This window comes from Pseudooceanicola algae (assembly GCF_003590145.2).
GTDB lineage: Bacteria > Pseudomonadota > Alphaproteobacteria > Rhodobacterales > Rhodobacteraceae > Pseudooceanicola > Pseudooceanicola algae.
On sequence record NZ_CP060436.1, the window covers coordinates 190,406 to 205,167 of the forward strand.

The 14,762-nt window shown below is 63.2% G+C and carries 15 protein-coding genes; 4 read left to right on the top strand and 11 right to left on the bottom strand.

Annotated elements, in window-relative coordinates; translation table 11 throughout:
• Positions 1–1,524, bottom strand: a complete 1,524-nt coding sequence (gene betC, locus PSAL_RS00885; protein WP_408004195.1) for a choline-sulfatase — start codon at positions 1,522–1,524, stop codon at positions 1–3.
• Positions 1,511–2,104, bottom strand: a complete 594-nt coding sequence (gene betI / locus PSAL_RS00890) for a transcriptional regulator BetI (RefSeq protein WP_119838649.1) — start codon at positions 2,102–2,104, stop codon at positions 1,511–1,513. The genes betC and betI overlap by 14 nt, the downstream gene beginning before the upstream one ends.
• A 106-nt stretch (positions 2,105–2,210) precedes the next feature.
• On the opposite strand from betI, the gene choX reads away from it, so the two are divergent.
• The 3 genes from choX to choV all read left to right on the top strand — a co-directional run bounded on the left by choX (position 2,211) and on the right by choV (position 5,104).
• Positions 2,211–3,128: a choline ABC transporter substrate-binding protein gene (gene choX, locus PSAL_RS00895; RefSeq protein ID WP_119838650.1), complete on the top strand. Its 918-nt coding sequence runs from the start codon at positions 2,211–2,213 to the stop codon at positions 3,126–3,128.
• Positions 3,129–3,221: 93 nt separating this feature from the next.
• Complete coding sequence (gene choW / locus PSAL_RS00900) at positions 3,222–4,058, top strand: choline ABC transporter permease subunit (protein ID WP_119838674.1); 837 nt, start codon at positions 3,222–3,224, stop codon at positions 4,056–4,058.
• On the top strand, positions 4,055–5,104 hold the full coding sequence (gene choV, locus PSAL_RS00905) for a choline ABC transporter ATP-binding protein (protein ID WP_119838651.1): 1,050 nt from the start codon (positions 4,055–4,057) through the stop codon (positions 5,102–5,104). The genes choW and choV overlap by 4 nt, the downstream gene beginning before the upstream one ends.
• A gap of 66 nt (positions 5,105–5,170) precedes the next feature.
• Here choV and PSAL_RS00910 read toward each other — a convergent pair whose 3' ends face one another.
• The 9 genes from PSAL_RS00910 to PSAL_RS00950 form a co-directional block, all read right to left on the bottom strand.
• Complete coding sequence (locus PSAL_RS00910) at positions 5,171–5,986, bottom strand: metallophosphoesterase family protein (RefSeq protein WP_119838652.1); 816 nt, start codon at positions 5,984–5,986, stop codon at positions 5,171–5,173.
• Positions 5,983–7,080 (bottom strand): diacylglycerol/lipid kinase family protein, encoded by a 1,098-nt coding sequence (locus PSAL_RS00915; protein WP_119838653.1) that lies wholly within the window; start codon positions 7,078–7,080, stop codon positions 5,983–5,985. Before PSAL_RS00915 ends, PSAL_RS00910 begins: the two co-directional genes overlap by 4 nt.
• A 102-nt stretch (positions 7,081–7,182) precedes the next feature.
• The gene (locus tag PSAL_RS00920) at positions 7,183–8,097 is read right to left on the bottom strand and encodes an NAD(P)-dependent oxidoreductase (RefSeq protein WP_119838654.1); all 915 of its coding nucleotides are present in this window, start codon (positions 8,095–8,097) and stop codon (positions 7,183–7,185) included.
• Positions 8,098–8,103: 6 nt separating this feature from the next.
• Entirely contained in the window at positions 8,104–8,799 is a 696-nt protein-coding gene (locus PSAL_RS00925) for a GntR family transcriptional regulator (RefSeq protein WP_119838655.1), read from the bottom strand.
• Between the two features lie 6 nt (positions 8,800–8,805).
• Positions 8,806–9,585: an ABC transporter permease gene (locus PSAL_RS00930; RefSeq protein WP_119838656.1), complete on the bottom strand. Its 780-nt coding sequence runs from the start codon at positions 9,583–9,585 to the stop codon at positions 8,806–8,808.
• A gap of 3 nt (positions 9,586–9,588) precedes the next feature.
• On the bottom strand, positions 9,589–10,428 hold the full coding sequence (locus PSAL_RS00935) for an ABC transporter permease (protein ID WP_119838657.1): 840 nt from the start codon (positions 10,426–10,428) through the stop codon (positions 9,589–9,591).
• The gene (locus PSAL_RS00940; RefSeq protein ID WP_119838658.1) at positions 10,425–11,498 is read right to left on the bottom strand and encodes an ABC transporter ATP-binding protein; all 1,074 of its coding nucleotides are present in this window, start codon (positions 11,496–11,498) and stop codon (positions 10,425–10,427) included. The genes PSAL_RS00935 and PSAL_RS00940 overlap by 4 nt, the downstream gene beginning before the upstream one ends.
• 74 nt (positions 11,499–11,572) lie before the next feature.
• Positions 11,573–12,619 (bottom strand): ABC transporter substrate-binding protein, encoded by a 1,047-nt coding sequence (locus PSAL_RS00945; RefSeq protein ID WP_119838659.1) that lies wholly within the window; start codon positions 12,617–12,619, stop codon positions 11,573–11,575.
• Positions 12,620–12,668: 49 nt separating this feature from the next.
• Positions 12,669–13,643 (bottom strand): isopenicillin N synthase family dioxygenase, encoded by a 975-nt coding sequence (locus PSAL_RS00950; protein WP_231388571.1) that lies wholly within the window; start codon positions 13,641–13,643, stop codon positions 12,669–12,671.
• Positions 13,644–13,808: 165 nt separating this feature from the next.
• On the opposite strand from PSAL_RS00950, the gene PSAL_RS00955 reads away from it, so the two are divergent.
• The gene (locus PSAL_RS00955; protein ID WP_119838661.1) at positions 13,809–14,759 is read left to right on the top strand and encodes a nucleoside hydrolase; all 951 of its coding nucleotides are present in this window, start codon (positions 13,809–13,811) and stop codon (positions 14,757–14,759) included.
• Positions 14,760–14,762 lie beyond the last annotated feature (3 nt).

A 14,762-nucleotide genomic window follows, 5' to 3' on the forward strand; every position in this document is an offset into this window, starting at 1 on the left:
TCACTCTCCTCGGGGAAAGCGCTGGTTTTCTTCCAGCACGTTCAGGTCCATGTGGTTGCGCATGTAGCGTTCGGAGGCCTTCTGCAGCGGCTCGAAGTCCCACGGGAAGTAGTCGCCGTTGCGCAGCGCCTCGTAGACGATCAGGCGGCGGGCCTGGCTTTGCCGCACCTCTGCATCGAAGGCGGGCAGGTCCCAGTATTCACCGACCATCTTCGCGAAACCCGCTTCGATCGTCTGCCAGTCTGGGTTGCCGGCCAGGTTCACCCGTTCGTGCGGATCTTCGGAAAGGTCGAACAGCAGCGGCGGGTCCAACTCGCAGGCGATATACTTGTAGGGGCCCTGCACCAGCCCGACCAGCGGCGCATAGGAGCCCTCGGCGGCATATTCCATCCGCACCGGGGCACTGCGCGCGGCCCCGTTCGACAGGGCGACAAGACTTTCGCCATCGGTCCAGGGCGCGATTTCCGAGATGTCGATACCAGCGAGGTCGGCGACCGTGGGGGTCACGTCCATGGTCGAGACCGGCGTGTCCACCCGTCCCGGCGCCATGGCGGGCGCGGCGACCATCAGTGGAACGCGGGCGGAGCCTTCGAAGAAGGTCATCTTGAACCACAGTCCCTTCATGCCCAGCATGTCGCCGTGATCGGACACGAACAGCACCACGGTATTCTCGGCCTGCCGGGTGTTTTCCAGCGCCTCCATGATCTCTCCGATCTTGTCGTCGAGATAGGAGATATTGGCGAAATAGGCCCGGCGGGACCGCTTCACGTCTTCTTCGGTAATGTCGAAATTGCGCCAGTCGTTGGCGTCGAAGATGCGCTTGGAATGCGGGTCCATGTCCTCGTAGGGCTGGGCGGGGATCTCTGGTAGCAGGTGCTCGCAATCCTCGTAGAGATCCCAGTATTTCTTGCGCGCGACATAGGGGTCATGGGGGTGGGTGAAGCTGACGGTCATCATCCAGGGGCGCGGGTCCAGACGGCGGCCGAGGTGGCGCACCTTGGCGGTGGCCTGAAAGGCGACCTCGTCGTCATATTCCATCTGATTGGAAATCTCGGCCACGCCGGCCCCGGTGACCGAGCCCATGTTGTGATACCACCAGTCGATCCGTTCGCCCGGCTTGCGGTAATCCGGGGTCCAGCCGAAGTCGGCCGGGTAGATGTCGGTGGTCAGGCGCTTTTCGAAGCCGTGCAGCTGATCCGGGCCGACAAAGTGCATCTTGCCCGAAAGATAGGTCTGGTAGCCCGCGCGGCGCAAGTGATGCGCATAGGTCGGGATGTCCGAGGCGAACTCGGCCGCGTTGTCATAGACGCGGGTGCGGCGCGGCAATTGGCCGGACATGTAGCTGGCCCGCCCCGGCGCGCAGAGCGGGCTGCCGGTATAGGTATTGGCAAATCGGGTGGAGCGCGCCGCCAGCGTCTTGAGGTTGGGCGCATGCAGCCAGTCGGCAGGGCCGTCGGGAAACAGCGTTCCGTTCAGCTGGTCGACCATGAGAATCAGGATATTGGGGTGTTCAGTGGCCATCATGCGCCCTTTCGAGCCAGAAGTTGAGGTAGTCGCCCACCATGGATTTGATCCGTTCGCGTTCGGGAACGGAATCCTGCAGGGCGGCGCGGATGTAGAAGCCGTCGATCAGTGCGGCGAGGCCCTGCGCGGCGGCCTCGGCACAGTCGTCGTCCAGCAGTTTGCGCAGGTCGTGAAGCAGGTTCGATTGCAGCCGCCTTGCGTATATCTGCAACAGGCGGCGGGTCTCGCTGGACCGAAGGGCACGGACGTAGAAATTCAGCCAGGCGGCGATGACTTCGCGTTCGAACTGACTGGAATCAAAGCTGGAATCGGTAATCGCCCGGATACGTTCCTGCGGGGTCTTCGCCTGTGCCAGGTTGGTCCGCACCGCCGCCCCGTATTGCCGCAGCACGAAGCGCATCGTTTCCAGAAACATCTGTTCCTTCGAGCCGAAGTAGTGATGCGCCAGGGCCGATGACATGCCGGCCCGTTTCGCAATTCGGCTGACGGTCACGTCCAGGGTCCCGGCTTCGCCGATCTCGGCAATGGTCGCGTGGATCAATGCGCTTTTTCGCACCGCTTCCATCCCGATCTTCGGCATCTTCGGAGTCCTTTCCGCCACAAGCCTTTACTTTTCAGGCTCTCTCGTTTTTGATTAACCCGTCAATCAACAAAAACGCAACCCTAGCCAAGCAACAGGAAAACCAATGACCAAAACTCTGCTCATGATGACGAGTGCATTGGCAGTGTCGGCCACGGCCGCCTATGCCGATTGCGGCGATGTGTCCTTTTCGGACGTCGGCTGGACCGATATCACCACCACGACCGCGGCAACCAAGCAGGTCCTCGAGGCCCTGGGTTACGACGTGGACGTCAAGGTGCTGTCCGTGCCCGTCACCTTCGCCTCGCTGGAAAGCGACGATGTGGATATCTTCCTCGGCAACTGGATGCCGGCACAGAACGGCGCGATCGGTCCCTACCTCGAATCGGGTGAGATCGAATCCGTGGCGACCAACCTGACCGGCACCAAGTACACGCTGGCCGTGCCTGCCTATACCTATGAAAAGGGTCTTGAGACCTACGCCGATATCGCCAAGTTCCGCGACGAACTGGACGAAAAGATCTACGGCATCGAACCGGGCAACGAAGGCAACGCCTACCTCGTGTCGCTGACCGAAGAGAACACGCATGACCTTGACGGATTCGACGTCGTCGAAAGCTCCGAACAGGGGATGCTGTCAATGGTGCGTCGGGCCTATGACAAGCAGGAAGACATTGTCTTCCTCGGTTGGGAACCCCATCCCATGAACGCCAACTTCGACCTCAAGTACCTGACCGGCGGCGAGGACTTCTTTGGCGGTGAAGGCGTGGTCAACACGGTGACGCGCAAGGGCTATTCCGAAGAATGCCCCAATGTGGGTGCCTTCCTGTCCAATCTGACCTTCTCGCTGCCGATGGAAAACGCCGTCATGGGCGAGATCCTGAACGAAGGGGCGGATGCGGACGAGGCCACCATGGAATGGATGAAGGCCAATCCCGATGCGGTCCTTGCCTGGGTCGATGGCGTGACCACCGCCGATGGCGGTGACGGCACCGCCGCCGTCCAGGCCATGCTGGACGACTGATCGCCCCAAAACCCTGATCGGCCCGGTCACAAGCCGGGCCTTTCAAATTTCGGGCCCTATCATATGCTGGGCCTGTTCATGAAGGAGACCGCCTTGGAGTGGCTGGAAAACAACAAGATCCCTGTCGGGGATTGGGCCGCCGATTTCTTCGACTGGCTGAGGGACAATTTTTCCGGAGTCGTCGATCTGCTGGCAGAGGGCGCTGAAAACCTGATCGACGGATTGCTCTGGCTGCTGCAGACGCCGCATCCCTTCCTCATCATCGCGATCTTCGTCGCCCTGACCTGGGTGTTGCAGCGCAACTGGAAGATCTGCCTGTTCGTCGCGCTGGGCTTCCTGTTCATCATCAACCAGGATTACTGGGAAGAAACCACCGAAAGCCTGACACTGGTGATTTCATCCTGCATTGTCTGCATGGCGATCGGGGTGCCCGTGGGCATCGCGGCGGCCCACCGGCCACGGCTCTACAAGGTCATGCAGCCGGTGTTGGACCTGATGCAGACCCTGCCGACCTTCGTCTACCTGATCCCGGCCATCGTCTTCTTCGGCATCGGCATGGTGCCCGGCCTGATTGCCACGGTGATCTTCGTGGTGCCCGCGCCGATCCGGCTGACCTATCTTGGCGTGTCTTCGACCCCGACGCCGCTGCTGGAAGCCTCCGAAGCCTTCGGGGGCACGCCGACCCAGACCCTCACCAAGGTCGAACTGCCCTATGCCCTGCCGCAGATCATGGCCGGGCTGAACCAGACCATCATGCTGTCGCTGTCCATGGTCGTCGTCGCTGCCCTTGTGGGCGCGGACGGCCTTGGCGTGCCGGTGGTGCGGGCGCTGAACCAGGTGAATACATCGCTGGGCTTTGAATCGGGCTTCGTCATCGTGGTCGTGGCCATCATCCTTGACCGGATGCTTCGGATCGGAGGCCGCAAATGAGCGAAGCTACCATGACCGGAAAACCCGCCGTCACTTTCGACAATGTTTCCATCGTTTTCGGCGACAAGCCCAAGAAGGCGCTGCCGATGATGGACGCCATGAAGGACCGCGCCGAGATCCAGAAGGACACCGGCCAGGTGCTGGGCGTGCATGATTGCTCGCTCGACGTGGCCGAGGGCGAGATCCTCGTGCTGATGGGCCTGTCCGGGTCGGGCAAGTCGACGCTGTTGCGCGCGGTCAACGGGCTGAACCCGGTGGTGCGCGGCCAGGTGATCGTGCGCGCTTCGGGGCACGAGATCGACGCGGCCTCGTCCAAGGGCACCGAGTTGAAGAAGCTGCGCCGCGAAATGGTCGCCATGGTCTTTCAGCAGTTCGGCCTGCTGCCCTGGCGCAACGTGCTGGACAACGTGGCCCTGGGGCTGGAGCTGTCGGGGATGTCGCGCAAGGACCGCGAAGACAAGGCGCGCGAACAGCTGGAGCTGGTCGGGCTGACCGACTGGGCCACCAACAAGGTAGGCGAGCTTTCGGGCGGCATGCAGCAGCGCGTCGGCCTCGCCCGTGCCTTTGCGACCGAGGCACCGATCCTGCTGATGGATGAACCTTTTTCAGCGCTCGATCCGCTGATCCGCACGCGCCTTCAGGACGAATTGCTGGAGCTTCAGCAAAAGCTGAAACGCACCATCATCTTCGTGTCCCACGACCTTGACGAGGCCTTCAAGCTGGGCAACCGGATCGCGATCATGGAAGGCGGGCGTATCGTGCAATGCGGCACCCCGCAGGAAATCATTGCCAATCCGGCCAATGCCTATGTCGAGGATTTCGTCACCCACATGAACCCGCTGAACGTACTGCTGGCCTCGGACGTGATGTCCGATGCCATCGCTGCGGATGCGCCGGTGAAGGTGGAGCGCGACACGCCGGTCAACGATGTGATCCAGAGCTTGTCGACCGGTGCAGATGTCGTCTCGGTCAACGAAGGCGGCGCGCCGGTGGGGTCCATCACGCGCAAGGACATCATCTCGGCCCTGCATGCCAAGAATTCCTGATATCTGACGGGTTTCAATGGAAAAGGCCGGGACCTACGGGTTTTCGGCCTTTTTCGATTTTGGGCGTCAGCCGAGAGTCTGCCTTTTCCAGCCGAGGTCTTCGCGCAGGAAGGTCGCCTGATCGCGGATCTCGAAGGAGTGGGGCGTCTCGGGGCTGCCGGCGGCCCAGGCGGTGATCTCGACCCTGCCGGGGGCGCAATCCAGCATGTTGAAGGTGTTCTCTTCGCCGCGCAGCCGTGTCGAAAGGCCTGTGCCGGCCTGGACGAACAGCAATCCGGGGGCAGAAGTGAAAGGCGCCCAATGGGCATTGTGCAAATGCCCCGAAAGAACGACATCCGTGCCCGCACCCGCCAGATCCCGCAGCGCGCCAGCGGCGCCGCGCATCTGGGGGCGCCCCCGTTCCGGCGGAGTTTCCAGCGGGTGGTGCAGGACCGCGATATTTATCCCGGATTTATGCCCGTTTTCGCCTTGTTCGATAGCCCGGCCCAGACGCCGCAGCGTGCCGCCTTTCAGCCGGCCGGTCTGCCAGGCGTAAGGATTGACGCTATTGATGCCGAAGACCGAGGTGCCCTTGCCGTGAAAGCGGGGTTCGAGATCGCGGGTGATATGTTTCCTGTAGCGCGAGAAGGGCTTGAAGAACCGCATGAAAAGGTTGTCGAGCGGCGTATCATGGTTACCCGGCACGGTGAGGACAGGGGCCGTTATCCGATCCAGAAAGGCCCGCGCGCGGGAAAATTGCCCATGCCGGGCCCGTTGGGTCAGGTCGCCGGACACCACCACCAGATCGGGGGAAAGTGCCGCGATACGGTCCAGAAGCGGGTCTTCGAGGTCGGGGTCGGTGCGGCCGTAATGCAGGTCGGACAGGTGCAGAATGCGTGTCATATGGTCGGGGTGGCCTTTGGTTTCAGGTTGGCCTTTGGCTGAACAGGGCCGTTGGCGCATGCAGGATTGCGATCGGCGGCCTGAGGGGCTTGGCCTTCCGTGTGCGTGGTCGGGTCAGCCGTCGGCTGAACCGGCAGGCGCAGGTCCAGGGCGCCTTCGGCCATGCGGAACCGGAAGGGGCTGGGCATGCGCTGCTTTTCCCCGTCAAAGGCCAGCAAGGATTTGCGTCGCGTGGTCTCCACGTCCAGTTCCCGCGCGCGGATCAGGTCGTAATCGCGTCCCTCGCGCATGTTGCGGGTGACCAGACGCCAGGCCAGCTTGAACAATTGCGCCCGGCTTTGCCCGCGCCCGGCCAGCACGGCAAAGCCGTCGTCATGGATCGCTTCTTCGCCCGACAGGCCGAAGATCCGCAGCTGATAGGCCGAACGGGCGACGAAAATCAGCGGCGTGCGCAGGTCCCGCACCGCGCCATCGGCGGTGATCCTGACGCACAGGGGCCGCTGGAATCGCAGGAAGGTCTTGACCACGGACCAATGCGCCATGATCCGGCGGCGTCCCCACCGAGCGTAGATGCTTTCCCGTTCCTTGAGGATATCGGGATAGATGCCGAGGCTGGCATTGTTCAGGAAAACCCTGTCGTTCACCGTCCCGATGGAAACGGTCCGCGTGGTGCCGGCCACAAGCTGGGCGGCGGCGCGTTCGGGGTCCTCGTCCAGCCCAAGGCCCCGGGCGAAGTAATTGAAGGTGCCAAGCGGCAGCACGGCCATCGCGGGGCGTTGCGGCATCTGCGCCTTGACCAGGGCCGAGGCGACGGCCATGGCGGTGCCGTCTCCGCCAGCGGCCAGAACTGTCCGCGCGCGGGCGGTTTCGGGACGTTTCAGCAGATCGCCGAGGTCCTCGACGGTCTTCCAGTACAGGATCTCGGTCTCGGCACCGGCATCTTCCAGCACCTTGCGGGCGCGGGTGATCGCGGCGGTGTCACGGGCATTGGTGCCCGATTTGCGGTTGGCGATGATGACGACCGGACCGATGTCGGGATTCCCGGCCTGCGGAGCGCCGCCGATCTTCCCGACAGTTTCTGTATGCGTCCGCATTGGGGTCCCCTTTGATGCGACTTGCGATCAGGAACCAACGCGCAGGCCGGGGTTTGGTTGCGTCCAATGCGGCAAGGGCGGGCGTCGCGGGGCGGGCCGGGCCTAGCCGGGCTGAACCTCCTCCGCCGCGAGGCGGGTGATTTCGGCGGCAAGCTCGCTGGCGAAATCTTCGGTGATGGCCGAGATATGCGGGGTGAGGATCGTATTGGGCAGGGCGGCAAAGCGCGGATCTGGGCCGGGTTCGGATTGGAACACATCGAGCGCCGCGCCGCGGATGACATCGCTTTGAAGGGCCTCGATCAGGGCGTCCTCGTCCACGACACTGCCGCGCGAGACGTTGATCAGAAAGCCCGCCGGACCAAGCGCGCGCAGGATGGGGGCGTCGATCAGATGCCGGGTGGCCGCGCCGCCGGGCACCGCGACCACCAGGTAATCGGCGCGCTGTGCAAGGGTTTCCAGGTCAGGTTCATGCGGCCAGGGAGCCTCGGGGAGGGGGGTGCGGCTGTGGTAGATCGGTTTCAGCCCGGCGCCGGCGAGGCGTTCCGCGATCAGCCAGCCGATGCGGCCCAGGCCGACGATCCCGACGGTCTTGCCGGTGACCCGTGTCCGATGCCCGAAATGCGCCCCGGCCCAGGTCCCGGAGCGGACATGGGCATCGGCGCGCACCAGATCGCGCGACACGGCATACAGCAGCCCCACCGCCATTTCAGCCGTATCCGAGGAGACGAGCCCGCCGGTGTCGAACAGGGCGATCCCGCGGCGTTCCAGATCGGCCATATCGTAGCGGTCCCGCCCGGCCCCGGCCGAGACGACGCGGCGCAGGTTGGGCAGCAGGTCCAAAAGTTCGGCTGGGGCGCCGTGGACGGCCGAGGTCACTGCGCAGGTGATCGCCGCGCGCCGGGCGTCGGGCAAGGCGGCGATCCGGTCATGCGGCACGGGTGTGCCGATCTGACCAAGGCCGTCGCAGACGGAGTCCATCATGTAACCCAGCAGGGCGATATCGGGCAGGTCAGGCATGGGAGCTCACGATTCGGTGGTTTTCGACGGGTCTGAATGCAGGAAGGCCGCGCGGGTCTTTTCCCAGGCGCGCCAGATCAGCTGTTCGGTGACATCGCGGGCCCCGGCGCCGCGACCGGCGCGGATTTCCGCGATCATGCGGGTGTTGCCCTCGATCATCGAGACCAGCATTTCCGGTGCATGCCGATAGGCGCGGTAACGATAGCGCAGGGCCGAGACATCCAATTGCCGCAGCAGCCGCACCAGCACGGAATTGCCGCAACGATCATGCGACAGCATGGTCATCCGCACGTTGGCTTCGAAACCGGCAAGGGAATCGCCGCTGTCATGCGCGCGCTGCATCGCGGAAAGTTCGACCTGCAGCGCATCGGCCACGGCGGTGTGATCGGCAAGCTCGGCCAGCAGCCCGGCACAGGCCGCTTCCAGCGGGGCGCGGCATTGGGTGATCTCGTCCAGGGTCTGCACGGTCATTTCGGTCACCCGCGTCCCGATCCGGGGGCGGCGTTCGACAAGGCCGCGATTCTCCAGGATCTGGAAGGCCTCGCGCAGTGGCGACCGCGACACCCCGAGCTGCGCGCAGATTTCGGCTTCACGCAGCTTTTCGCCGGGGGCGAAGGTTTCGCGCACGATGGCGGCTTCAAGCCGGTCCGCGACCTCCAGCCCGATGGGCCGCAGTTGCAGTTGAGAGACGGGTTCAATCATGCTGCGTCAGTCACGGCGACCGAACAGGAGATCCGCGGTCACGACCAGGACAAGGGTCAGCAGGATGGAGACGGTGGACACGGCGGCGGCCTCGGGGGTGAAGTTGAAACGCAGATAGTCGAACAGCTGGATCGGCAGCGGGGCAGATCCGGTGCCCTTCAGGATGAAGGAAATTCCGAAAGTGTCAAAGCTGATGATGAAGGCAAAGACCGCCCCCGTCGACAGGCCCGGCGCGATCAGCGGCAGGGTGATGCGACGGAAGGCCGTGTAGCGCGACGCGCCCAGGGTCCTTGCCGCCAGTTCGACCGAATTGTCCCGTGCCTGCAGCGATGTATTCACGTTCAGGAAGATGAAGGGCAGCGTCATCAGCACGTGGCCGGTGAACAGCGCGATCTTGTGCCGGGTGCCGATTCCGATTTCGTAAAAGAAGAACAGCAAGGCAATGGCCGTCAGGATCTCGGGCAGGATCAGCGGCAGCAGGACACCGATCCGCACCACCTCGGCCTCGGGTCCGGCGTGGCGCACGAAATAGAGCGAGGCCATGGTGCCGAGCACCAGCGAAACCGCCGTGGCGCAGACCGCCAGGATTGCGGAATAGAGGATCGCGTCGATGAAGACGTCATTGTCGAGGAACGTCCAGAACCAGCGCAGGCTAAGGCCCTGGGGCGGGAAGGTCAGGAAATTCCCCGCGTTGAGCGAGGCCAGCACGACCACCACGATTGGGGCCAGCAGGAAGACATAGACCAGTACGCGGAACAGGCCGAGAAGGGGAGTGGCTAGGCGCATCTGTCAGGTCCATTTCATCCGGGTAAGGCGGGCAAAGATCAGCACGACAAGGCCGGCCGAGACCGCAAGGGTCAGCGCCATGGCCGATCCGAAGGGCCATTGGAACTGGTCGATCAGCGCATCCACAACCAGAAGGGTCGTGGTCTTGACGCGCATGCCCCCGACCAGCGACGGTGTCACATAGGACGAGATCGCAAGCACGAAGACCAGAATGCAGCCCGCCTGCACGCCGGGCATCGACACCGGGAAGGTCACGCGCCGGAAAATGGTAAAGCGCCGGGCCCCCAGCGACCGCGCGGCTTGGGCGATGGCGGGGTCCATGGATTGCAGCGACGACAGCAACGGCAGCACCATGAAGGGCAGGAACACATGCGCCAGCGCCAGGATCACGCCGAAGTTGTTGTACATCAGGGGCAGGGGCCGTTCGATCACCCCGAGATTACGCAGGGTCGAATTGATCACCCCGGAATTGCCCAGCAGGATCGTCCAGCCATAGCTGCGCACCACGATGCCGACCAGCAGGGGCGACAGGACGATGCCGTACAGAAGGCCTCTCCACCGCCGCGAGGCGGTCGCGATATGCAGGGCGATCGGATAGCCGAGGATCAGGCAAAGCAGTGTCGTCGCCATACCAAGGGCCAGTGTCTGTGGCAGGGAGAGGGCGTAGTAGCTTTGGGTGAAGAACTGGCTGTACCCTTGCAGGCTGAAACCCTGACCATAGGGCTGGCCATCGGCCGGGGCGCGAAAGCTCATGATCAGGACTGTGACGTAGGGCAGGATCACGAAAAGAAAGATCAGCGCCGCCGTGGGCAGGATCAGCAGGTAGCCGCGAAACCGGTTCATGATGTCTCGGGCCCTTCGGTCAGGGGCAGCGACCAGAGGCGCGCGGGATCAAGGCGCAGCCCGACGGTGTCGCCCTCGAACAGGGCCTGGGTGGTCGGGCCGACCACGGAAAGGGCGCCGCAGTCGGTCTGGACCTGATACTCGACGTGGCCACCGCTGAAGTAACGCTTCTGGATGCGTCCGCCCAAGTGGCCATCGCCGGGGTCGGTCAGGCGGATCTGTTCCGGGCGCGCCATTAGGCGCATGCGGTCCTGCCAGGCGGCGGCCGGGCGCGTGCCAAGACGCAGCGTGGCACCTCCGGGCAGGGTAATCTGGGCGCTTGCGGCGTCGCCGCCGGTCACCGGCAGATCAAGGATGTTGGCATTGCCGACGAAGCGGGCCACCTGTTCGGTCGCCGGGGCGTTATAGACCGTTTCCGGAGCGGCGGCCTGGGCGATGTGCCCGCCGAACATGACCACCACCCGGTCGGACATGGTCATCGCCTCGTCCTGGTCATGGGTGACATAGATGGTGGTGATGCCGACGCGTTTCTGAAGGTCCCGAATGAAGCCGCGCATCTCGTCACGCAGCTTGGCATCCAGGTTGGCGAGCGGTTCATCCAGCAACAGGATTGCCGGTTCGATCACCAGCGCTCGGGCCAGGGCGACCCTTTGCTGCTGGCCACCCGACAGGGCCTTGGGGAAGCGGTCGGCATAGGGGGTCAGCTGCACCATATCCATGGCGCGCGCGACCCGGTCGGCGATCTGCGATTTCGGCACGCGGCGCATCTCGAGCCCGAAGGCGAGGTTCTGCACCACCGTCATATGGGGAAACAGGGCATAGGACTGAAACACCATGCCGATGTCGCGGTCCTCGGGCAGTTTGCGGGAAATATCCTTGTTGTCGAAATAGATGCGGCCATCCGTCACCTCTTCGAAACCGGCAATGCATTTCAGGGTGGTGGACTTTCCGCAGCCTGACGGACCCAGAAGCGAAACGAATTCACCATGGTTCACGTCGAGCGAGATGTCCTTGAGGGCGGCGGTCTTGCCATAGAATTTCTGCAGCGAGCGGAGCGAAACTTCGGTCATGGGGGGCGAGCCGGTCCTTGAATAAAAAGCCCGCCCTGCGCAAAGGCAGGGCGGGAAGTTGGGGAGAGGTGTCGTTACGCGCCGAAGATCTCGTTCCAGCGGCGCGAAATTTCTTCGGCGTTCTCGTTCATCAGGTCCCAATCCCATGCGATGAACTGATCCATGGCCGCGCCGTGGACGGGCACGTCCTTTTGCAGGTCCTCGGGGACAGAGACCGTCTTGTTGACCGGCGACACGAAGAATTCGCGCATCAGCAGATCCTGACCTTCCGGCCCGAGAACGAAGTCGAGGTATTCATAGGCGGCATCGCGCGCCGGGGTATTCTTGCAGATGTTGAAGGTCTGGTCCCACATCATCAGCCCTTCTTCGGGGATGATGCAATCTACCGGCAGGCCCTGGGTGCGCAGACGGGCGATTTCGCCGAAGTCGAAGGGCGCGACGGCGATTTCGCCGGTCGCCATGGCGGTGCTCATGTTGAAATCGGTCTGATAGACCGGCCCCAGTTCCTTCAGCATCTCGAAACCGGTGTCCAGATCGTCGATGCCGGAACCGTAGATCATCGAGGTCAGCATCAGGAACATCTTCCCGGCCGAATTCTTGATGTTGTAAAGGCCAAGGCGGCCCTTCAGCTCGGGGTTCTCCCACAGATCGGTCCAGGAGGTCGGCGCAGCCGAGATCATGTCGGTCCGGTACCCCAGCCCGATGGGAGAGATCAGGCCAACCGCCGCCCAGCCATCGGAGGCCGCGGTGGCGACCGGGTAGAGGTCGGCGTAATTGGGCAGCTTTTCCAGGTCGAGCTTTTCAAAGAAGCCTTCGTCGCGCAGGATCGTCGCGTAGATCTCGTTCGTCATCAGGCAGCTGTAGGGCGGGTTGTCCGAGCCGGCAGCACGCAGGTTGGTGGTATAGGTCCGGCCCAGGCCGATATCCAGCGTCGGTTCCACGCCGCTTTGTTCGCTGAATGCCGGGATCAGGATGTCGCGCCAGAATTTCTCCCAGGAGCCACCATAGGTGGTGATCACCAGGTTTTCGGCCTGGGCGCGGACGGCGGGGACGTTTAGGACAGTGGCCCCGCCAAGGGCGACAAGCGCCTGAAGCATGCGGCGACGGTTGAAGTCGGTCATGTGGTCATTTCCCTGTTGTTTGGTGCCTTTCAGGTGCCTTTACAGGCCCTCAGGACGCTTTTTTGCGGTAGTCGTAGTTCTTGTTGAGCCGTTCAAGAAGATAGTCCCCGTAAAGAACAGGCTCCATTTGCGGCGTTTCGCCGGCTTCGAGCATCGCCGGTGGGCATTCCACCAGCGCCCGCATCGAGGGGTCGTAGAAGAAGGGCTGCGAATAGCGGCCCCGGCGGCTGAGGTTCTTGACCCGGTGCGGGGTCGAGACGAAGCGCCCGTTGGACCATTTGGCCAGGATGTCACCCACATTCATTACGAAGGTGTTTTCGATCGGTGGAGCGGGGATCCAGTCGCCGCGCTTGTTGCGCACCTCGAGGCCGCCGACGTTGTCCTGCTTCAGCAACGTGACGAAACCGTAATCGGTATGGGGCGCGGAGCCGAACAATTCTTCTTCGTTCGCCTGTTCGGGATAGTGCAGAAGCCGCAGGAACAGGGTCGGATCCTGGAAATGCTGCGCAAACCAGTCACGCGGCAGGCCAAGCGCCTCGGCCAGGCCGCCGGCGATGCGTTCGCCGAGCACGGTCATCTCGGCCATGTAGGCAAGGGCGGTCTCGCGCACTTCGGGCAGGCGTTCGGGGAATTGGTTGGGGCCTTGCAGCGGTTCGCCGAAATGGGGCGCATCCTCGGGGATCTCATGCATGACCATGAGGCTTTCGGACTGGTTTGGCCGGGTTACCTTCGCCACCGAGGAGGTGACGATCGTCGAAGACGACATCGGCATGTAGCCCCGGTGGAATTCGTTGATGCGCATCGCCTGTTTTTCTTTGTCGTCAAGCGCGTGGATCGCAACGTTCATCTCGCGCATCCGGTCGACAAGGTCTTCGGGCACGCCGTGATTGGACAGATAGGCAAAGCCCGAGGTTTCCAGCGCCGTCTTGAGATCGGCCACGGATTCGCTGCGTGCCGCTTCGGTTGCACCGTCCGCGAGCCCGGAAAGATCCACGATCGGAATGTTGTCGAATTCGCCTTTCACAATGCACCTCTTTTTTGCATATTGTATACCAAAATTAAAAAGGGACGTCTGGGAAGGGCCTGTCAGAGAAATCGGACAGAAAATCCGGGACATTGTCGCGAGCGCACAGAAATGTAGCGCGGATGTATCTTTCAGCCTTTCAGACCCATGGAAAAGGAGACCGCCATGCCGCGTCACCCAGTTATTATCGATACCGATCCGGGACAGGACGATGCCTTTGCGATTCTGCTGGCGCTTGGCGCGCCGCAGCTCAAGGTGCTGGGGCTGACGACCGTCGCGGGCAACATGGGGCTGACGCAGACGACCGACAATGCGCGGCGGATCGTGGAACTGGCCGGGCGGGGTGATCTGCCGGTCCATGCCGGTGCGCCACGCCCCCTGCTGCGCAAGCCGCGTCCGGTGCCGGAAATCCACGGTGACACCGGGATCGATGGCTGGGACTGGGCGCCCGCACGGCAGGGCCCGGCAGAAGGCCATGCGGTCGATTTCCTGATCGAGACAGTGATGCAGCACCCCGAGCCTGTCACTCTTGTAGCGCTCGGGCCGCAGACCAATATCGCCATGGCCTTGCGCCGTGAACCCCGAATGGCGGATCGCCTTGCCCGCATCGTCTTCATGGGCGGCGGGTATTTTGAAGGCGGCAACATGTCTCCGGCGGCGGAGTACAACATCTTGGTGGACCCCGAGGCCGCGCGGATCGTGCTTGGCGCGGGGGTGCCGGTGACGGCGGTGCCGCTGGATTGCACCCATGCCGCACCTGCGCCGGTGAACTGGTCGGCGAGGCTGGCAGCGCATGGATCGCAGGTCATGCTGGCCTGCGCGGGGATGATGGAATTCTTCGAACGCTACGGGAACGAGAAGTACCAGACGCAGTCGCGGCCGCTTCATGACGCGGTGGCGGTGGCGGCCCTGCTTTGGCCCGACTTGTTTACCGGGCGCCTTTGTCCCGTGGATGTGGAATGCGCCGGCGAGTTGACGACCGGCATGACCGTGGTCGACTGGCTGCGTCAGACCGGGCAGCCCGACAATTGCCTGTGGCTGAACGGCTGCACAGATCCGGCCGAGCTTTATGCCCGGATCGAAAAGGCATTGCTGAACCTGCCCATCGGGGCCTGAAGG